This window comes from Hymenobacter sp. AT01-02, assembly GCF_000961955.2.
In the GTDB taxonomy this organism is placed as follows: Bacteria; Bacteroidota; Bacteroidia; order Cytophagales; family Hymenobacteraceae; genus Hymenobacter; species Hymenobacter mucosus.
Map to the genome: position 1 here is coordinate 1 of NZ_JZIR02000051.1, position 18,898 is coordinate 18,898.

General features: G+C 54.8%; 15 protein-coding genes and 1 pseudogene. 6 read left to right on the forward strand and 10 right to left on the reverse strand.

All coding sequences use genetic code 11. The features are described 5' to 3' along the window. Positions 1 to 123: 123 nt before the first annotated feature. Entirely contained in the window at positions 124 to 522 is a 399-nt protein-coding gene (locus VI25_RS15350; protein ID WP_152981652.1) for a DUF4268 domain-containing protein, read from the reverse strand. A gap of 196 nt (positions 523 to 718) precedes the next feature. Between VI25_RS15350 and VI25_RS15355 the strand changes: the two genes are divergently transcribed. Continuing rightward, the gene (locus VI25_RS15355; RefSeq protein WP_045687426.1) at positions 719 to 1,054 is read left to right on the forward strand and encodes an HIRAN domain-containing protein; all 336 of its coding nucleotides are present in this window, start codon (positions 719 to 721) and stop codon (positions 1,052 to 1,054) included. A 22-nt stretch (positions 1,055 to 1,076) separates the two neighbouring features. Here the strand turns inward: VI25_RS15355 and VI25_RS15360 are convergent, their stop codons facing one another. Beyond that, positions 1,077 to 2,048, reverse strand: a complete 972-nt coding sequence (locus tag VI25_RS15360) for a hypothetical protein (RefSeq protein WP_045687425.1) — start codon at positions 2,046 to 2,048, stop codon at positions 1,077 to 1,079. A 200-nt stretch (positions 2,049 to 2,248) separates the two neighbouring features. Here VI25_RS15360 and ruvB point away from each other — a divergent pair, with 200 nt between their 5' ends. Together ruvB and queG are read left to right on the forward strand one after the other, a co-directional pair. Continuing rightward, positions 2,249 to 3,295, forward strand: a complete 1,047-nt coding sequence (ruvB, locus tag VI25_RS15365) for a Holliday junction branch migration DNA helicase RuvB (RefSeq protein WP_045687424.1) — start codon at positions 2,249 to 2,251, stop codon at positions 3,293 to 3,295. Positions 3,296 to 3,550: 255 nt separating this feature from the next. Then, a pseudogene (queG, locus tag VI25_RS15370) lies at positions 3,551 to 4,533 on the forward strand (tRNA epoxyqueuosine(34) reductase QueG). Positions 4,534 to 4,646: 113 nt separating this feature from the next. Here the strand turns inward: queG and VI25_RS15375 are convergent. From VI25_RS15375 to VI25_RS15395, 5 genes are all read right to left on the reverse strand, one after another. Next, positions 4,647 to 4,838 (reverse strand): hypothetical protein, encoded by a 192-nt coding sequence (locus tag VI25_RS15375; RefSeq protein ID WP_045687423.1) that lies wholly within the window; start codon positions 4,836 to 4,838, stop codon positions 4,647 to 4,649. 260 nt (positions 4,839 to 5,098) lie between these two features. Next, on the reverse strand, positions 5,099 to 6,016 hold the full coding sequence (locus VI25_RS15380; protein WP_052694993.1) for a ferritin-like domain-containing protein: 918 nt from the start codon (positions 6,014 to 6,016) through the stop codon (positions 5,099 to 5,101). Positions 6,017 to 6,031: 15 nt separating this feature from the next. Beyond that, on the reverse strand, positions 6,032 to 6,754 hold the full coding sequence (locus tag VI25_RS15385) for a ferritin-like domain-containing protein (protein WP_045687422.1): 723 nt from the start codon (positions 6,752 to 6,754) through the stop codon (positions 6,032 to 6,034). 200 nt (positions 6,755 to 6,954) lie between these two features. Beyond that, positions 6,955 to 7,977: a ferritin-like domain-containing protein gene (locus VI25_RS15390; RefSeq protein WP_045687421.1), complete on the reverse strand. Its 1,023-nt coding sequence runs from the start codon at positions 7,975 to 7,977 to the stop codon at positions 6,955 to 6,957. A gap of 42 nt (positions 7,978 to 8,019) precedes the next feature. Continuing rightward, the gene (locus VI25_RS15395) at positions 8,020 to 8,760 is read right to left on the reverse strand and encodes a ferritin-like domain-containing protein (protein WP_052694992.1); all 741 of its coding nucleotides are present in this window, start codon (positions 8,758 to 8,760) and stop codon (positions 8,020 to 8,022) included. Between the two features lie 263 nt (positions 8,761 to 9,023). Here VI25_RS15395 and VI25_RS15400 point away from each other — a divergent pair, with 263 nt between their 5' ends. Both VI25_RS15400 and aroC read left to right on the forward strand, forming a co-directional pair. Further along, positions 9,024 to 10,514 (forward strand): BatD family protein, encoded by a 1,491-nt coding sequence (locus tag VI25_RS15400; protein WP_052694991.1) that lies wholly within the window; start codon positions 9,024 to 9,026, stop codon positions 10,512 to 10,514. 191 nt (positions 10,515 to 10,705) lie between these two features. Continuing rightward, complete coding sequence (aroC, locus tag VI25_RS15405) at positions 10,706 to 11,788, forward strand: chorismate synthase (protein ID WP_045687420.1); 1,083 nt, start codon at positions 10,706 to 10,708, stop codon at positions 11,786 to 11,788. 57 nt (positions 11,789 to 11,845) lie between these two features. Here the strand turns inward: aroC and VI25_RS15410 are convergent, their stop codons facing one another. Both VI25_RS15410 and VI25_RS15415 read right to left on the reverse strand, forming a co-directional pair. Next, positions 11,846 to 13,192, reverse strand: coding sequence for an HTTM domain-containing protein (locus VI25_RS15410; RefSeq protein WP_045687419.1), 1,347 nt, complete (start codon positions 13,190 to 13,192; stop codon positions 11,846 to 11,848). Positions 13,193 to 13,259: 67 nt separating this feature from the next. Further along, positions 13,260 to 14,621 (reverse strand): sodium:proton antiporter, encoded by a 1,362-nt coding sequence (locus tag VI25_RS15415; RefSeq protein WP_045687418.1) that lies wholly within the window; start codon positions 14,619 to 14,621, stop codon positions 13,260 to 13,262. Between the two features lie 335 nt (positions 14,622 to 14,956). On the opposite strand from VI25_RS15415, the gene VI25_RS15420 reads away from it, so the two are divergent. Next, positions 14,957 to 15,589 (forward strand): NifU family protein, encoded by a 633-nt coding sequence (locus VI25_RS15420; RefSeq protein ID WP_045687417.1) that lies wholly within the window; start codon positions 14,957 to 14,959, stop codon positions 15,587 to 15,589. A 301-nt stretch (positions 15,590 to 15,890) separates the two neighbouring features. Here the strand turns inward: VI25_RS15420 and secDF are convergent, their stop codons facing one another. Continuing rightward, entirely contained in the window at positions 15,891 to 18,872 is a 2,982-nt protein-coding gene (gene secDF, locus VI25_RS15425; protein WP_045687416.1) for a protein translocase subunit SecDF, read from the reverse strand. Positions 18,873 to 18,898: the final 26 nt, after the last annotated feature.

An 18,898-nucleotide genomic window follows, 5' to 3' on the forward strand; every position in this document is an offset into this window, starting at 1 on the left:
CCCCGCTGATACGTATCAGCGGGGCTTCTGTAGTGGTAGTAGGGCGCCATATAATGCGGTGTTAGCTTACCCAAAGCCTAGCTTGCAGATAGCTTTACCATAATCAAGGAATTAACGGAAAACCTAGCGCAATTCATCGAACGCATATTGGGCGGAACTCCAAAACTCGTCTAGGGCCATGATACGAGGCTTGAAGAAAGAAATAAGCTGGGGCCAGTCCTCCCGGTTGAAGAGGTTGATGGGGCGAAGCTCCTGGTAAATGCGGCTGTAGGGCTGCCCGTTGGCATCCACACCGTCGGCTTCCCACACCCAGGCTTCGTCGGTAGTCTCGTTCAGCATGTTGCGCAGTTGCTGAAACTGCTCAAAAAACAGCTCCCGAATGCCCGCATCGGGGTGGGTTAGCTCAATGCCGATGGTAGCGTGGCGGTTATCGGCCTGCATGCGGAAGTACACGTGCTTCAGGCCAGTTTTATAGTTGATCCAGTTCGTGGGCACGCCTTCGGCAGAGGGAACAGGCTGCATGTACTGGCCAAATGTAGTCCAGAAGCTTGTCGGAGCTGGGTTACTTCAGTTTTGCTGTACATAGGGCAAAAATACCGGGCCAGGAAATCAATACAAGGAAGAGGGTGGAGTGAGGAAGAAAAGAGGGCCCGTAGCGGCAGTACGGCAAACTTCTAGTTTCCGTGTTATTTTACGGCCTCACTTGCTTTACTTGCTCATGCCTACTCCTTCTGCCGAAACCCTTGTTTTGCTTGAGTGCCTTGTAGCTGGAACTACGCACCGCCCTGGCTTGCGGGAGTTAGAACCTCAGTTGCAGCCCAATCAACTGCTTAATCTGCAGCGGGAAGCCGATAGTGCCTACGACGATTGGGCCGTGCGCGTGTATACAACGGGTTCCGATGCTTTTTGGCTGGGCTACCTGCCCGAAGGCCGTAATGAAACCGTGGCGCGCCTATTAGATGCCGGGTATCCCCTGGCTGCTCGCCTCACTCATAAAGCTTGGGAAGAAGAGTGGCTGCATTTGGAAATTGAAGTGCTGCTCGAACGCGCGTAAGACCCACCTGCTAGGCTAGCGGCTACAGGGCGTCGGCCAGGGTTAATACCTGGGCGCGGGCTTCTATGATTTCGGGTGCATCGGGGAAAGTGTGTTGCACCCAGTGCGTGAATCCGCTTACCATCTCGCCCACTGCCTGCCGGTTGCTAGCCGGGGCGGGGGTAGTAGCCCCGGCCTCTTCTGCCGACAACGTGGGGAACAGGTCTTCCAGCCCTAGCTTGTTCATAACGTCCGAGATGAATACCATGCCGCATACCTGCATACCTTGGTAGAGCTGCACTAGTTCCGGCATGGTTAGGCGTAATTGCTCCTGGGCCCGAATGCGGCTTAAGTGTTCAATCAAGGGTTCTAGCGCTGCCGGCTGCAAATTGTCTAGCCGGCTTACAGCCCGCATGAACGGATGGTCGGCGGCCTGTGGGAGGCTGTGTACGAGCAGCAGGGAAAGGCGCAGCATTTGCAGCTGGGGCTCTGTGAGCCGAAGGTTGGCTACCGGTGGAGGGGCCTCTGGCAGCTGAGCAGTGTATTCCGCAAATATTTCCTCTATCTGCAAGCGGTGCCAGCCCAGCGACACGGCCCCGTTGGGGGCGGGCAGGTGCTGTTCCAGCGTCGTAAGGAATGCACCGCTGAGTTCCAGGCAATAGGTCTGTAGCTGTGTGAGCTGATCGGCGGTAATGTGCATCTGCTGTTGCACGTAGGCCAGCACGGGCGCAGCTACGGAAGTTTCTAGCGTAAGCCGGCCCAGCAGAAGCAAGTAGTACAACGCCAGCGGCTCAGTGTGTAGCGTTGCCAGTAGCTCGGTGTGGCTGCTGATGCGGTTGAGCTGCTGCACCTGCGCCGCGGTAAGATGGGTGAGGTCGTGAAGGCGGCGCATATGTTCTTCTGCGGGCCGGCTCAGCAGTTCGGCTGCTGCCATTCCGTGCAAACTCAAGCAATGAGCTAGCTGATCATAGAAATCGGCAGGAAGGGCATCGAGCCAGGCAACGGAAACGGACATGGGGGCGGAAAGGATATTGGCCGGCAAGTTAGTATCCGCAACGATGCGGAGCCTTGCTACAACCCTTACGAAGCGGCTAGGATACTGTTTGCTAACTATATTAGTAATATAATGCAGTTGTGCTATTTTTTTGCTAAAAAGGGAATAATCTACGGGCCCGCCGTGTTACCTTTCGACACGCTCAACCTGACGAAATTCGTATGCGCGAACCTTATATGACGGGTGGCAACGACCACATGGATGCCACCGAGAAAGATATTGACAAGGCCCTCCGCCCGCTTTCCTTCGATGACTTTACGGGTCAGGGCAAGGTAGTAGAAAACCTGAAAGTATTTGTGGCGGCCGCCAAACACCGCGGCGAAGCCCTCGACCACGTGCTTCTGCACGGGCCTCCCGGCCTGGGTAAAACTACTCTTTCGCACATCATTGCCAACGAGTTGCAAGCTGGTATTAAAATGACTAGCGGCCCGGTGCTAGACAAGCCTTCCGATTTGGCTGGCCTGCTCACCAACCTGGAGCCCAACGATGTGCTCTTCATCGACGAGATTCACCGCCTGAACCCGGTAGTGGAGGAGTATTTGTACTCAGCCATGGAAGATTACCGTATCGACATTATGCTTGACTCGGGTCCCAATGCCCGTTCCGTGCAAATTTCGTTGTCGCCGTTTACCCTGATTGGGGCTACTACCCGCTCGGGGATGTTGACCTCCCCGTTGCGGGCTCGTTTTGGTATCAGCTCCCGCCTGGAGTACTACGATTCCAAGCTGCTGACCTCTATTGTGCAGCGCTCGGCGGAAATACTAGGCACTCCAATTTATGAAGATGCGGCCTTCGAAATAGCCCGTCGTTCGCGCGGTACGCCCCGTATTGCCAACAACTTGCTACGCCGTACCCGCGACTTCGCTCAAATTAAAGGTACGGGTACCATCACCCAGGAAATTGCTCAGTTTGCCCTCAATGCCCTCGACGTGGACCAGAATGGCCTCGACGAAATGGACATCCGCATTTTGAGCACTATCATCGATAAGTTCAAGGGTGGCCCCGTTGGCCTTGGCACCATTGCCACTGCCTGCGGCGACGAAGCCGAAACCATTGAGGAGGTATATGAGCCCTTCCTCATTCAAGAAGGCTTTATCAAGCGCACTTCCCGCGGCCGAGAAGCTACTGAGCTAGCCTACCAGCACCTAGGCCGCCAAATGCCCCAGCACCTGCGCGGAAATACTGCCACGGGGGAGCTGTTTAGCTAAAATTCTTTTTAGGGTATCTGTCGAAGTGGCGGGAGTAGCACTATGGGGCTGCTTCCGCCACTTATCTGTTTACTATAGCTTAGTATCTATCCTGTTTCCTGCTTCATGTGGAAGCCAACCCATACAGCGAATCTTTGTGAGCATACGATTTGTTGCTATGCTTGATAAGGCTGCTTCACTGAATCAGCCCAGGCCAAAAGCGTATATTATCTGGCCGGGTAATGGGTATCTTTGTAGTTCGTCATTCCTAAACCTATGCTACCCACCGCCCGCTATACAGCTTTTATCAAACGCCGGGCGGCAGAGCTGGGCTTTATGTATTGCGGTGTTTCCAAGGCTGAGTTTTTGGAGGAGGAAGCACCGCGGCTGGAAAACTGGCTGAACCGACAGATGAATGGCAAGATGGCTACATGGCCAATCACTTTGATAAACGCCTCGATCCGCGCCTGCTGGTAGACGGAGCAAAGTCGGTGATTTCGTTGCTACTAAACTATTACCCGCCTGAGGAAGCACAGCAGCCCGACGACACGCTCAAAATAAGTAAGTACGCCTACGGCCGCGACTATCACTTTGTCATCAAGGACAAGCTCAAGACCTTGCTGCAGGACATGCAGGAGGAAATAGGAGAGGTAGGCGGCCGCTGCTTTGTGGATTCTGCCCCAGTGATGGACAAGGCCTGGGCCAAGAAGAGCGGCTTGGGTTGGGTAGGCAAAAACACCAACCTCATCCGGCCCGGCACAGGTAGCTTTTTCTTTATTGCCGAGCTGATTGTGGACCTGGAGTTGGACTATGATGGCCCCATCAAGGACTACTGCGGCACTTGCACCAAGTGCGTTGACGCTTGCCCTACGCAGGCCATTACGGAGCCCTACGTGGTAGACGGCAGCAAGTGCATCAGCTACTTCACTATTGAGTTGAAAGACCAGATTCCGCGGGAAGTAAACGGGCAGTTCGGCAACTGGATATTCGGCTGCGACATCTGCCAGGACGTATGCCCCTGGAACCGATTCTCCAAGCCCCACCAAGAGCCGCAGTTCAACGCCCACCCTGGCCTAAAGGACCTTACCCCCGGCGACTGGCAGGAAATCACGCACGAGTTGTTTTCGGAGCTGTTTCGGCAGTCGGCCGTGAAGCGGACGGGTTACGCGGGGTTGCAGCGCAATATTCGGTTTGTGCTGGGTGAGGAGCCCCCACCACCGGCGGAAGCTGGCGGGCCTACCGAGGAGCCGCGTATGTAATGTTCGCGCATTCCCACTACACGACGGAGCGTGAGCAGGCTGCCTAGTAGGCAGCCTGCTCACGGCTCCGTCGTAGGTGGGTGTTGTGTTGGGTGGCGGGGGCAATTGGGTACCTATACAGCCGGCTGGGCAAACACGCGGTTTAAGATGCGCCGGTACAAGGTAGAGAATTGCTGATAGCACCAACTTTTCAGCTCCGACAGTTCTGTCGGAACCAACATCCGGAGTGCTTTGCGCAGCTCCTTCTCGAACAAAATTTTGTCGAAGCTTACTTTAAGCAGGATGGTTTTGGCGTACTCAAGCATGGTGGGGTTTGGGTTTCGGTAAGCGGGTAAAAATGGAAAGGAGTTCAGTAAGCAGGCCTCCTATACGGGAGATGTTGAAAAAAGCCGATTCCTAGTAGATGTTTTTGCCTCACTTTATTGAAAGATACAAAACAATGTTTGCCGAATGCAAGCTGGAGTATAGTGAATTTAATATGCCCTATTTATACACGCAAAAAAGGAACGACACAGTCGTTCCTTTCGTGTTGGCTGATGCCGGCTATATAGACGGGAAGCAGTATTTAGTAGATAAATAGCTGAGCTAGCTCCACTGAGGTAGCTGCGTCAATAGGCTCATCGAAGGCCTCAGCAACCTTGGCCAGGATAGCACTTTGCGACAAAGCTGGGGTAGCTACATTAATGGGAAGGCCCTGCTCGAAAGGTACGCGCTTGATGGTAGTAGTAGTGGGAACGTACTGCGTGATATTTTCCTCGCCAGCATAGGCTTTATTGGGCCCCGAACCGGCAGTGGTAATGGGCGTATCCGAAGGGCTTACCCAGCTCTTTACATTGGCACCACGCTGGCGGCGCATCGTGCGAATGTGAGAGGCGTGGCGTGCCTCCGTGGAGTGCGTGCGCAGGGCTGCTTCCAGCAATGAGTCGTAGGATTGGATAAACTCTACCTGCCCTTTGTAGGCCCGTACACCGGCATCCTCTAAGAGCTGAGCTACCTGCAGGAAGGTGTCGAGGTTGGTGTATACATCAGCAAACACCGCAGCTTGTGCGCCATTCTTGCTACCCGTAAAGTCGAAGCGCGGCGCTGGTGGAACTGTCCCGCCCGCGTCCACAATAAGCCGGGAAAGCAAGGTTACGTGCTGCTGCTCGTGGCGCTGAATAGTTTCAATAGCAGCTTTGTTTTCCGCCGAAACAAAGAAGGCCGTCGGATTAGCCGGCCCACCAGGAGTGAGGCCAAGGGCGCGGGAGTAAAACTCGTTTTCGAGGTACTCTAGTGTAAGTGCCAGCGTGAGCACATCGAGAGGTGTACGTGTGTCCTTGATGTCGCGGGCCGCCGCGGGCGAAGCTAGGGCCGTGAGAGCTGCGGGCAGCACGGCAGCGCCGGCTTGGCCGAGGCGGCTCAGGGCCGTGCGCCGAGGACCGGTTGCGGTTAGTTGCTGCTCATCAAGCTCAGCCAGCTGGGCTAGTAGTTTCAGAAATTGCATAAGACAAGGCAGCGCTTACAGAGTAGGAAGATCAGTGACAATAAGAGTTGCTTGCACGTACTTGGCAATCAACTCGGCTACTTGCGTGGGCGTCTTAACCGTATCAAGCCCGGCTAGTGTGCCTGTGTTTTCTACCACATCGGCGGCAGCAAATGAGCCGGGCTGCGCCTGGTCGCGCACGAAAGCTGCATGACGTGACTCTACCGAGGCAATCTTGCCTACTAGTTTGAGATACGCAGGGGCCGTCAGTAGCTTGCCAGCGCCGTTGTAAGCACCTACACCTACATCTTCCAGCAATTGAGCCGCGGCATACACTCCAGCCCGGGTAGTGAGGTTAAAAGAAGTGAAATCGAAAGCTATAGGTACTACGTTATCGAAAGCGTTTGTCCCAAGAGCATAGCGAAGAAACTCCCGGTGAATTACCTCATGGTCGCGCAAATCCACGAAGGCGGCTCGGTCATCAGCAGTAAAATCACTAGGAAAAGCATCCACCACTTTCTGATAAAAAGCAGCTTCTAAATGTTCCAGCAAGTAGGCGTAATTCAGTACACCTAAATCGTCTCTGGTGAAGCGCAGTGTACTTACGGAAGGGCCCGTTTCGTCATTATCGTCGTCGGAGCCGACGCAGCCAGCAAGCACCAGCGTGGAAGCAGCGGCAGTAGCCCCGGCCACGCGGAAGAAAGAGCGCCGCTGTATGGTGCGCTCAAGAAAGGAGGTAGTAGGTACGGACTCAGACATGCATGAATAACCCAGAAAGCGAGGAAAGGAGGCGCAAAGCAAGTAGCTCCGGCTAAACAAAGGTACTCGGATAAACCGGGATGCGCCAAGGGCAAGAGTCTGCAAGCACAGAGGGAGTTGCACTAGTAGCAAACAAAAAAGGACGACCACACGGGTCGTCCTTTTTTGTTTGCTAAACAATTTCTTCCAAAGACTAGGGCCTAGAAGAACGTGCTGCCCGTAATGGTGAAGGTTTGGGCGATAGTAATTACCGTAGGTACGGGTAGCGGCTCGTCGAAAGCTTCCGAGAAAGCAGCAGCCGGAAAGTTGAGGGAAGCCAACGTAGTCTGTAAGTTCACACCGCCTTGCGTTACGTTGTCCTCAGCTGGGAACGTAATGCCAGCAGGCGTGTAGGAAGGGGCTTGGCCAGCACCATAAATTGGAGCAGTGTACGTTGGGGCGGCTCCACCACCGTCTTGGCCTGAAATCCAGCTCTTAGGCGAAGTGCTTGGGTTTGAACCGGCAGCAGTCTTGGAGGCTTCATTGTTCAGGGGGCCGCCACGGCGCATTGTGCGAAGGCGCGAGGCGTGACGAGCTTCAACTGAATGGATGTTCAAAGCTGCCGTCAGCACATCTTTGTTAGTAGCTAGGTAGGGAGCACCACCTTTGTAAGCTCGTACCCCAGTGTCTTCCAATGACTGGGCTACAGCAAGGAAAAGCGCTGCATTGCTAAATACGCCAGCAAACGGCCCGGCGTTGTTGCCCTTACCTCCTGTAAAGTCGAACTGTGATACAGCCGGAGCAGCAATAGGAGTACCCCCAGCCCTTGTGATGGCGTCACGCAAGAAGTTTACGTGATTGTTTTCGTCGGTACGAATCTTAAGGAGCGCGTTGCGGTTAGTTTCGCTGAACTGATTCCGCAAGACCGTCTGAGAAGCCGACACTGTGGTGCTAGCTGCACCAGTTCCTACAGTACCGTCGCCAGCCAAACCTAAATTGTAGAAGGTAGCTTCTAAGTACTCCAGCTTCAACGCGAAGTTCAGCACGTCGAATACGGAAGGTGCGCTGCTGGTTTGGCCGTAGGCTTTGTTGAAGATGGCACCCATTGCCATAGGCAGGGTAGCAGCTGTTAGTTTTTTGCCAAAGCCAGTGAGGTGCTTGAATACCTCGCGGCGGGAGTCGAAACGCTCGAAAACCTCTGGATCAGTTTTCTCAATTTCGGAGAGGATATGAAAGAAATTCATCTTGAATGCGCTGTTAGAATGGGAGTGAGAACTACCGGTGCCTTATACCAAGCCGGAAACGTTCAGTTTTGAACCGTCCTTGAGGAAGGTGTTTGCCACAGTTACAACCTCAGAAGGAGACTTGCTAATCTCTAAGCCGTTCGTGGCGATAGTTACCACATCCGAATCAACGAACGAGCCTTCCGATACTAGGTCGCGGATAAGAGCCGCGTGGCGAGCTTCTACCGAAACGATTTTGCCAGCAATTACCAGGTAGTTCAAACCTGCGTTGTCCGTAGCGATGTAGCGGCCAGCACCATTGTAGGCAGCTACCCCCAAATCTTCAAAGGCTTTTGCGGTGCCCAGTACAGACGTACGAGATGAGAAGTCGATTTTTGAGAAGTCGGGCTCCAGCGCCTTAATGGCATTTGTGCCGAGAGCTGCTTTGAAGAACTCGCGGTGAATTACTTCGTGATAGTACAGGTCATCCAAGATCTGCTTTTCAGCGCTAGTAGCGCCCAGGCCTTTGTAGTAAGAGCCATCACGCAGGGCCGTGTAGAAACCAGCCTCCAATTGCTCCAGAGCATATGCGTAGTTTAGTACACCTAAGCTGCTAGAGCCAACGTTGACCATGCCGGGCATGTCATTCGTCGTTTCGTCGTCATCATCGCAGCCCGATAGGAGAAGGGCCGTAGCACCTGCCGTAGCACCGGCGTACATAAAGAAAGAGCGACGCTTGATGGGCGTATATAGCGGCTTGGCGAATTCCGCCTCGTCCCCACCGGGTTGGGTGATTTTGGACATGGGTAAGGTAATTGGTGGTGAATGAAAAGTGAAGGCAATACAAGGCCCGCCACCCCGGCTAGGTGGATTTTTTTGGGCAGTAGACTGTTGAGATTGTGTTTGGAGAGAATTACGCTAGCTCGGCAACTATGGATTGATCAATGCCAAAATTTTGTAAACTGACTTCGCAACCCCGGTCCCCGTTATCTCTATTTCCTAGCAAGGAAATGAGGCCGTACCCTGCGGATTTCCGTATTTTTGCTTCTTCTCAGCCTGCTTTTTTGATGCGCTTTCTCTTGTATTTTCTGGCTGTAGTGTTGCCCGCATTTCTGTGGGTGCCAACGGCAATGGCCCAGGGTACAAGTGCGAGCCGAGCGGAGGCAGAAATTGAACTGGGCAAGGCTTCCTTTCCAATCAACGAGTATTTTACCATCAGCTTTCATTTGCGGGGGGCTGCTTTGGAGCGCTATTCGGCTTTTCCCGATCTGGAAGGATTTAAGAAAAGCGGAAAGTCTAGCACTACCACTACACGCATTGTAAACGGGCAGCGCTCCTCCGAGCTGATTATCACGCAACGCTATGCCGCCTATGCGGAGGGCGAATACGTGATTAAGCCGTTCACCATGACGATAAATGCGCTGACGGTACGCTCGGGCGGTGGTACACTGCGGGTAGGGCCCCAGGCTACTGGTCCGGCTACGCCTCCTAGTACGGGCCCGCTACAAGGCATTGGGTCACTGGATCAGTTGTTCGGCAAACCCAAGCCCCAGGAGTACGTGGAGCCCAAGGACCAAGCCTTTCTGGCCCTAGTGCCCGATCGGGCGCGGATATACGTGGGACAAGGGGTGCACATTGCCTTGTATTTCTACCTCACCGCGGAGGACCAGGGCGTACTAGACTTCTACAACTTCGCTGGGCAGCTTCCGGATATTATTCGGCAACTGCGCCAGCGTACGGTATGGGAAGAAACCTTCGATGAGCAGGAAATAACGCCCGAAGCGGTAACCGTAGATGGTAAGCCCTTTCTGCGTTTCAAATTGTACGAAGCGGAGCTTTACCCACTTAATACGCAGCCCTTGGTATTCCCGGCTGTAGCCCTTCAAATGGTGAAGTACCGGGTAGCTAAAAAGCCGGACCCGGGGTTAGACAACCGAATGGAGGGATTTAAAACCTACTTCTCAGGGGCTAAAACGGTAACTGTGCTAGCCTTACCGCCGCACCCCCTGCGTGACCAAGTGCCGGTAGGTAGCTACCAGCTTCGGGAGGCTATTGACCGTACCACGTTTCGAACCGGACAGGCATTTGCCTACACATTTACGGTAGAAGGAGAGGGAAACTTGGCCGCAGTAAACCTGCCGGCCCCTGCCCCACGCGAAGGACTAGAGTTTTATGGCCCTGATGTAGACCAGAACCTAACCCGGGAGAGTGGCCGGGTGGGTGGTCGCAAGAGCTTCCGGTTTCGGGTGGTAGCGCGGCGGCCGGGCCAGGTGCCGTTAGATAGCCTGCTAAGGCTAGTGGTTTTCAACCCTGAAACGGCCCGCTATGATACCCTGCGTCCTGAGCTACGGCCACAGGTGCGTGGCCCGGTGCGAGAGACCGTCACGTTCAGCCCGCACCCCACGGACCCCTTCTACCAAGAAGCGCTGCGCGATGCTGATAATACGCTGCAACAAATAGGCCTCTACCGAGATGTACGCCGCTACGCCAATTTCTTACTAGTAGCACTGTTGGCCATAGCCGGGTTTGGCTGGTGGCAGGCGGGTAGAAATAAGTAGGCCAGCTACTCCAGTGGTAAGCACAATATGATTTCTAGGCAATCCTAGCGTTGGTATCAGCCCGCTAGGTAGCGCCATTACGCGGAGTTAGCGGGTTGCTGTGGAGATTCTGTGCCTGCGCTGCGAATGACACCTGTATCTTTGCCCAGACGCATTGCTTGCGGCTTACTCACCTGTCACTTCAACTTGCTATGTCTAATTCCTTCGGTACCCTGTTTCGGATTACTACTTTTGGCGAATCGCACGGGCCGGGAATTGGCGTAGTAATCGATGGCTGTCCGGCTGGGTTGGCCGTAGAAGTAGCTGAAATTCAAGCCGCCCTCGACCGGCGGCGGCCCGGCCAGAGCGACTTGACTACCCCCCGCAAGGAAGCCGACCAGGTAGAAGTACTGTCGGGGTTGTTTCAAGGATATACTACGGGTACACCCATTGGCTTATTTATTCGCAACCAGGATCAGGCCAGTCACGATTACTCGCACATTGAGCACGCCTACCGGCCCTCTCACGCCGACTATACTTACGACCAGAAATACGGTCGCCGCGACTACCGTGGCGGCGGGCGCAGCTCGGCCCGCGAAACGGCGGCGCGGGTAGCGGCCGGTGCGGTAGCGCACAAGCTGCTGGCTCATTATGGCATTCGGGTGAGTAGCTACGTAGCGCAAGTGGGTGCCGTGCAAGTGCCCGTAGGCTACCAGGAGCTAGACTTAAGTTTGATTGAATCGAACCCAGTGCGCTGCCCACACCCCGAGACTGCCGAGCGTATGGCCGAGCTAATTCGCCAGACCCGCGACCGGCAGGATACGGTAGGCGGTATTGTGGCCGGGGTAGTACAAGGAGTACCCGCCGGGTTGGGTGAGCCTGTGTTCGACCGCCTGCACGCCGAGCTAGGCCGGGCCATGCTGAGCATTAATGCGGTCAAGGGATTTGAGTATGGCTCAGGCTTTGGCGGAACATTGCTATTTGGCTCGGAGCACAACGATACATTCTACACCGACGAACAAGGTCAAGTACGAACTCGCACCAACCACAGTGGGGGAATCCAAGGTGGTATTAGCAATGGGCAGGATATCTACTTCCGGGTTGCCTTCAAGCCGGTAGCTACCATTTTGCAGCCCCAGGCCACCATCAATGACCAAGGAGAGGAAATTATGCTAGCCGGGCGGGGTCGCCATGACCCCTGCGTGCTACCCCGCGCCGTGCCTATCGTAGATGCCATGACTACCCTCGTACTAGCCGATATGCTCCTGCGTGCCCGTGCCAACAAGGTAGACTAAGCAGAAAGCCCGTGTCCGCATCATCGTTTAGGTAAACGTCCGAATAAGTATTCTAGCTTATTCTACTGGCGGCGCGGGTAAAATCCAGGAGGATGGAGCCAGGGTACGCGGCTGGGTGGCCAAGTCTACATCGGCGCGCACGAGGGGGCGCCCTGGCCGGCGGTTCAGCACCAAGTATGAATCGGCGTACACCTGCACGGGCCCCATACCTCGGCGCTGATACTGGTCGGCCAGGAAATGAGCGAACTGTAAAATAAGGTCGGGATGCGTTGCTAGCTTGCGAGTTTGCGTGCGAGTGAGGTAGAATGATGGCTGCACAAACTCGGTATTTCCATTGGGCGTTACGACCCGGTATACCACAGTGCCTTGCTTGGAGCGCAGCATCATATGCCAAGCAAAATAATGCCCCTCTTCCGTCCAGTGCACGTTGCCAGGGTACAGCACAAAGCGAAGTGGAACTATTAGTTGTAATACAAAATAGGCTGCTAACCCAGCCATTAACAGGCCCGCACCGGCCGGAACAGCAGCTTCTTTGAGCGTACTCGGCCCACCGATACGGGCTGCTACCCACTTCCTGAGTAGTGGAATATACCGCGGCCACGAAGGTGGAAAAAATACGCAGGCGGTCATCATCAGCGAGAACCACGGAAACGTGCCTAAGCCAAAAATAAGGACGTTGGATAGGTGAAACACGGCCGCTAATGCGAAGGCCCAGCGCCGGGTGCGCTGCCACAAGAGCAGAGGGGCAACCAGCAAATCGAAGGCGGCACCAGCATAGCTCATCACCCAGGGGGTAAGCCAATGACCAAGCAAGCTCCCAATAATAGGGTAGTGTGCCTTAGGAGCCAGCCACACCGTCAGTGGGCGGGCCATCAGCCAGTCGGTGTTCAGCTTGGCGAGACCAGCATAGAAATACACAATACAGAGTTGGGCCACCAGCAGGTAGCGTGTCCAGGCAGGAGTAGTAATGCTGAGCTTTACCCGACCGGCGTGCACGTCGGCAGAGGCGGCCCGATGGGCCGGCAGCAAGCACAGCCAAAAGGCCACTAAGCAGTAGAGGTAGAAATGATTGATGTACCGCGTTTGCTCGGCCAGGAACAGTAGGGTGTAGCACAGGGTGAGCAAGGGCGCCGCCAGACGATAGCGCCATCCCGCCGCCACCGCAATTCCGGCGGCTATAGCCCCTAAGTGCAACCCTATCATCACGGCCGGCGGCCAGTGCGGTAACCAGCCAAAACCGTAATAGGAGAAGTGGAACTGAGGCTGGGTATATTCCTTGTAATAGCCCAGGGCGAGGCTGCCTGCCATTTCAAGGGCTAAGAGCCCGCCCGCACCCATACGAAAGACTACTAGCCAAGCAATGTCAACGGGGCGAAACAAGGCAGTAGTAAGACGAGGCAGCATACCGGCAACGTACGTGAGGGAGGGTAGGCCAGGTTTTGATGACAGCCCACCCAGCCAGGATGTACTGTCAGCCCCACAGTAGCCACCCGCTTACAATGCCTAGTACGGGTAGTAAATAGGGCAGAGCATAACGCCCAATGTAGGCAAAGAATGAAGGCATAGGCACGCCCTCTTTTTCCGCAATAGCCCGCACCAGGAAGTTCGGCCCGTTGCCGATGTAAGTAAGGGCGCCAAATAGCACGGCCCCGCTACTAATGGCGCGCAGCAGTGGCATAGTAGCCGCCGACTCCGCAAATTGACGCACAGAATCTGCATCATTGAAGGGAAGTTGATGACCCGCCATACTTAAGCTCACAAAGCTGGCATACGTAGGCGCGTTATCGAGAAAGGCAGACAGCACACCCGTAAGCCAGTACAAGGAAGTTGGGGTAAGCTGCTGCGCTACTGCTGGCGAAGAAGCCACCTGAGCGGCGGTTTGCAGGGCTGGCATCATCGTCAGGAAAATGCCGAAGAACAGCAGGGCTACTTCCTGAATAGGCTCGAAGTTGAAGTGGTTAGCTTTGAGCGCCTTGTGGTGAGCTGTGCGGTAGCAGCCCCAAGCTGCCCCCAGTTGCACTACCTCCCGCACCACCGATACCTTTAGGCCAGCTATGGGCATGTAAGGTAGCCACGGCAGACGGCTAGGGTCTAGGAACACGGCAGCCAGCACCACTAACAGCCACAGTAGATTATAGTGACCATTCAGATCATATAGCGGGAGCGGGCCCTGCAGAGCCCGCCGCTGCTCGTTGCCCGAAAGCGGGGCCGGATACGGATTGCGCCGGTCTTTTAGCCAGAACAGAAGTAGCAGTAAGCCCGTCCCTAGCAGCCAAGGCGCTAGCAAATGCCAAGTAGTCCAGAAAAAAGGTACGCCACGCAGGTAGCCAATAAACAACGGTGGGTCGCCGAGGGGCGTGAGCAACCCGCCAGCGTTACTTACAGTGAAGATGAAGAAGACAATATGGTAAGGCCTGATGCGCGAGTCGTTGAGCCGAATGAACGGGCGAATCAGCAGGAGCGATGCCCCCGTAGTGCCAATAAGTGAAGCCAGTGCTGACCCAATGCCTAGCAGCAGCACGTTGCGGGCTGGTGTGCCTTGCCGGTTAATATTGAGGTACATGGTGCTCCCCACGACAAACAGCGCCGTGAGCAAGGCGACGAAAGAGAAATACTCAGCTAGCGTTTCTACCGCCGTGTGCCAGTCCCGGCGAACTATCCCGTAGTAGCCCAGCACAAGCAGGCCCAAACCTACCGCCACCGTAGCGTAGTGCTTTTCCCAGAGTTTCGGAAACAGCAGTGGGCCAGTGGCAATGAGGGTGAGTAAGCCAAAGAAAGGGAGCAGCCAGGGCCACGCAGGAGCGGCAGCAGAAAGTAAAAGAGTATGTAGCATAGGCAAGCTGCAAAGGTAGGAGGTTAACCAAGAGCGGTAAAAAACGAGGCTGCGCTGGTTGTATAGCGCTTAAAAAGCCTTTTATAAGGGATAAACTGCTGCAAAGTCTTGAGCTACTACGCTGACTTGTGGTAGGGTGCCTAAGCTAGATGAATTATGCTTGGCGTTGATGCGTTATATTTAGAAGCACTTGCTGAGGATGGCGTGCTTCCTGCACGAGCTTCTTTAAATCATAGCTACCTTTGCAACTTCTACCGTCTTGTGCGGTTCTATCTGTCCAGGCCGACTGAAAGCGGCCGACTCACTCTCTCTGCTTGTCTCCAAGTCTTTCAAACATGGCTGAACAACTCACTGCCCCCGCTGCCCCGGTTTCTATCTACGCCGAAGCCAGCCCCAACCCTGAATCCATGAAGTTCGTGCTCAACACCCAACTCCTGTCGGATGGGGTGAGCGTAGACTATCCAACGGTAGAAGCCGCTGCTAATTCGCCCCTGGCGCAGGAGCTATTCGGCTTCGATTACGTTGGCCGCGTATTCATTGCGCAGAACTTCGTTACCATCACCAAAACCACCGAGCATCAGTGGGCTCAGCTCATCCCCGAGCTGCGTACCTTCCTGAAATCGTACGTGGAGGCCGCTGGCCCTATCTTCACCGTAGACCCCGCCGCTGAGCAGCGCGCCGCCCAGCAAGCTGCTGCCTCGGGTAATTCTTCGGAAGTAGATCAGCAGACCAGCCAGAAAATCATTGACCTGCTTGACAACTACGTGCGTCCAGCGGTAGAGCAAGATGGCGGCAACATCACCTTCAAGAGCTACCAGGATGGCATCGTAACGGTGAATCTACAAGGCTCGTGCTCGGGCTGCCCCTCGGCTACCGTTACGCTAAAGTCAGGCATCGAGAACCTGCTCAAGCGCATGGTTCCCGAAGTGAAAGAGGTCGTAGCCGAAGGCGTTACAGCTTCCTTCTAACGAAACCCTTCGTCAACAAAAAGCCCTGGCCTGACGGCCGGGGCTTTTTGTTTGGGCTTCAATCTGTAGGTAGACCTTAGGTCCTGCGTAGAAAACTATCATCTGCACACTACCCCACCCAAGAGGCTGTGAATATGCCACCTATGGGGTAGCTAGTGCCGCCGGAAGCACTGCAGAGACACTCTGTGAATTAGCCTAGGTGATAAGATGGGCAAGCTGGGCTAGAATGTAACGCATAAAAAAAGCCCGGCCGAGCGGCCGGGCTTTTTGCTACCTGCTCATTGAGCAGGAGAAACAAAGGCTATACGTTGGCAGTGGAGAGTTTGGGAGCACCCGCGTCAGTCGTCGTATTAAGGTTGGCTTTTTCCTTACGGCCGTAGGTATCCAGAATCAGCGGCGCCGCAATAAAAAGCGACGAATACGTACCGTAGATAATACCAATCAGCATGGCGAAGGAGAAGGAGCGGAGGGTTTCGCCCCCGAACACGTACAGCACGCCCACTACCAAGAATACTGTGGTGAACGTAATCATGGTGCGGGAGAAGGTGCTATTCAGGGCGGGGTTTACTACCTGAGCAAACGTCAGGTGCTTGTTCTCACGCAGGTATTCCCGAATACGGTCATAGATAACAACCGTGTCGTTCATGGAGAAGCCAATTACCGTTAGCACGGCTGCCACGAACACCTGGTCCATTTCGTAGTTCAGGCCCAGAGCCCGCGCAATGGGGAAGGTTGCAATAACCAGCAGCGCATCGTGGAACAGGGCTACTACTGCTGCCATGGAGTACTGCCATTTCTCGAAGCGTAGCAGTACATACACGAAGATGGCCAGCAGCGTCAGGCCCAAGCTGATTACCGACGTTTTCTTGATGTCGTCGGCAATAGTAGCGCCCACTTTCGAGGAGCTTTTCACCGTAGGCGTAGCGGCGGCGTACTTCTGCTTCAGGCCCGTTTCCAGGGCTGCGCGCACTTTATTGTCGGCATCGGTGCTTTCGTCAGCTGCCAAGTAGCCCGTTGTGATGCGCAGGCGATTAGCTGAGCCAAACGTTTTTACCTCTGTGCCAGCGCCACCAAAGTAATCGGTGGTCAGCAAGTCGCGAACGTCAGAAGCCGGAATAGCTTTGTTGAAGTCCACGATGTACTCACGGCCTCCGCGGAAGTCAACACCCAAGTTAGGGCCACCTTGCAGGGCCATCAGCCCGAAGCCCAGCAGGATAATAACCGTAGAAGCAACGTAGGCATACTTGCGCATTCCCACGATATCGAAGTTGGTGCCTTTGAACAAGTGACGCGAGATAGCCGTGTCAAAAGTCAGGGAAGATTTATCCTTGCCCTTGGTCAGACGCTCGATGATAAGGCGCGACACGTATACCGCCGACAGGAAGGAAGTGAATACACCAATGCCGAGGGTGATGGCGAAGTTCTGCACCGGACCTGTACCGAAGAAGCCCAGAATCAACGCAATAATCAGCGTGGTAACGTTGGAGTCGAAGATAGCCGAGAAAGCACGGCCGTATCCTTTGTTGATGGCGTCCTGGGTTTGCAGGCCGTGGTCAAGTTCTTCCCGAATCCGCTCAAAGATCAGCACGTTAGCATCCACCGACGTACCAATTACAAGCACTAGACCAGCAATACCGGGCAGCGTAAGGGCAAAGGAAAACTGCGCCAGAACACCCAGAATTAGGAACATGTTGAAGAGTAGGGCCGCATCGGCGACCATACCAGCGCGGCCGTAGTACACGGCCATGAAGATCATAATGATAACCAAACCAGCCAGCGAAGAATACAGGCCCTGGTTGGTAGCCTCCTGGCCCAGTGAAGGACCTACGATGGCTTCTTCCACAATGCGAGTAGGAGCGGGCAGCTTACCAGCCTTCAGAATGTTAGCTAAGTCCTTGGCTTCTTCAATTGTGAAGTTGCCGGAGATGCTGGAGTTGCCACCAGCAATTTCCGTCTGTACGTTTGGCGCAGAGTACACGTAGTCATCGAGTACAATGGCTACCTGACGACCTACGTTGGCGGCAGTCAATTTTTGCCACTTACGAGCACCGGAGGGGTTCATCTGCATAGAAACCTCCGAGCGGCCGCTCATGGGGTCGATGTCGCCGCGAGCGTCGCTGATTACTTCGCCACCAATAGGAGCATCTGCGCTGCCACTCTTGCGAATAGCATAGAGTTGCAGGTATTCCTGACCGTCAATAACGTCGGGCTTCACTCCCCACATGAAGGTGAGGTTAGAGGGCAATACAGCGCGGGTGTCGGGACTGCGCAGCACGGCATTCACACGGGCCGTATCGCGCACGTTGGAGCCCAGAGTACCGGGCATGGTAAACAAGCTAGCCAGCACGTTCTTCTTGGGAGAAGCTGAGTCGGCTTTGGCCGTAGCAGGCGTTTTCTTGGCCAGCTTGCTAGCCAGCGAGGAGGTATCGGCGGCGGCCGTAGCGGTAGTGGCTTGGGCGGTGTCGGTAGAAGCAGAAGCAACAGCAGCCGTAGCACCGGCAGCTTCCTTAGCATTCAGCACTTCGTTTAGCTGGTTCAGGTAGGGCGCGTACTCGTCGGGGCGCCACACTTCCCAGAACTCCAGCTTGGCTTGGCCTTGCACCAGCTTGCGCACACGGTCGGGGTTATCTACACCAGGCAACTCAATTTGAATACGGCCCGTGCCTTTCACCCGCTGAATGTTAGGCTGGCTGGTACCGAACTTGTCGATACGGGTGCGTAGGATGTTGAAGGAACGGTCAATGGCCTCTTCTACTTCCTTGTTGATTTCTGAAACAACCTTTTCGTTGGTTGAATTAATGTCGATGCCGCGGCTCTTGTTGGTGGTGTTGGCGAAGATGCTAGCCAGCTTGTTGTTGGGAGCTACTTCGCGGTACGACTGAGCGAACAGCGTTGTGAAGGGCGTCGAAGGGTTAGACTTCTGAGCTTGCTGGGCATTTACGAGGGCCTTGTTGAAAGCCACATCCTTGGAGTTGCCCGACATAGCCCGCACGATTTCTACTGGCGAAACCTCTAGGGTTACGTGCATACCACCGTTCAAGTCGAGGCCCAGGCCAAGCTCTGAGGTGCGCACATCCTTATAGGTGAGGGGGCCAAATACGGGCGCACGCCATACCGAATCAAGGTAGCGCTGGCGCTTGGGCTCCACCAGTTTGCCGCCGCGGCTGGCGTAGGCTACCGCATCGCGCTGCACGCCCCGCGAAACGAACGTGAGAGTGAGAAAGTAAATGCACAACGCCGACACAATAAGTGTCAGCGTAATGACGAGTCCTTTATTACGCATTGAGTAAATAATTGATGTGCTGGGTT

Excerpts from the sequence above, each read along its gene's own strand:
- VI25_RS15350 (WP_152981652.1), bottom strand. The coding sequence starts at position 522 with ATGCAGCCTGTTCCCTCTGCCGAAGGCGTGCCCACGAACTGGATCAAC.
- aroC (WP_045687420.1), top strand. The coding sequence starts at position 10,706 with ATGTCTAATTCCTTCGGTACCCTGTTTCGGATTACTACTTTTGGCGAA.
- VI25_RS15415 (WP_045687418.1), bottom strand. The coding sequence starts at position 14,621 with ATGCTACATACTCTTTTACTTTCTGCTGCCGCTCCTGCGTGGCCCTGG.
- VI25_RS15395 (WP_052694992.1), bottom strand. The coding sequence starts at position 8,760 with ATGTCCAAAATCACCCAACCCGGTGGGGACGAGGCGGAATTCGCCAAG.
- VI25_RS15360 (WP_045687425.1), bottom strand. The coding sequence starts at position 2,048 with ATGTCCGTTTCCGTTGCCTGGCTCGATGCCCTTCCTGCCGATTTCTAT.
- VI25_RS15420 (WP_045687417.1), top strand. The coding sequence starts at position 14,957 with ATGGCTGAACAACTCACTGCCCCCGCTGCCCCGGTTTCTATCTACGCC.
- VI25_RS15355 (WP_045687426.1), top strand. The coding sequence starts at position 719 with ATGCCTACTCCTTCTGCCGAAACCCTTGTTTTGCTTGAGTGCCTTGTA.
- VI25_RS15375 (WP_045687423.1), bottom strand. The coding sequence starts at position 4,838 with ATGCTTGAGTACGCCAAAACCATCCTGCTTAAAGTAAGCTTCGACAAA.
- secDF (WP_045687416.1), bottom strand. The coding sequence starts at position 18,872 with ATGCGTAATAAAGGACTCGTCATTACGCTGACACTTATTGTGTCGGCG.
- VI25_RS15390 (WP_045687421.1), bottom strand. The coding sequence starts at position 7,977 with ATGAATTTCTTTCATATCCTCTCCGAAATTGAGAAAACTGATCCAGAG.
- VI25_RS15410 (WP_045687419.1), bottom strand. The coding sequence starts at position 13,192 with ATGCTGCCTCGTCTTACTACTGCCTTGTTTCGCCCCGTTGACATTGCT.
- VI25_RS15380 (WP_052694993.1), bottom strand. The coding sequence starts at position 6,016 with ATGCAATTTCTGAAACTACTAGCCCAGCTGGCTGAGCTTGATGAGCAG.
- VI25_RS15400 (WP_052694991.1), top strand. The coding sequence starts at position 9,024 with ATGCGCTTTCTCTTGTATTTTCTGGCTGTAGTGTTGCCCGCATTTCTG.
- ruvB (WP_045687424.1), top strand. The coding sequence starts at position 2,249 with ATGCGCGAACCTTATATGACGGGTGGCAACGACCACATGGATGCCACC.
- VI25_RS15385 (WP_045687422.1), bottom strand. The coding sequence starts at position 6,754 with ATGTCTGAGTCCGTACCTACTACCTCCTTTCTTGAGCGCACCATACAG.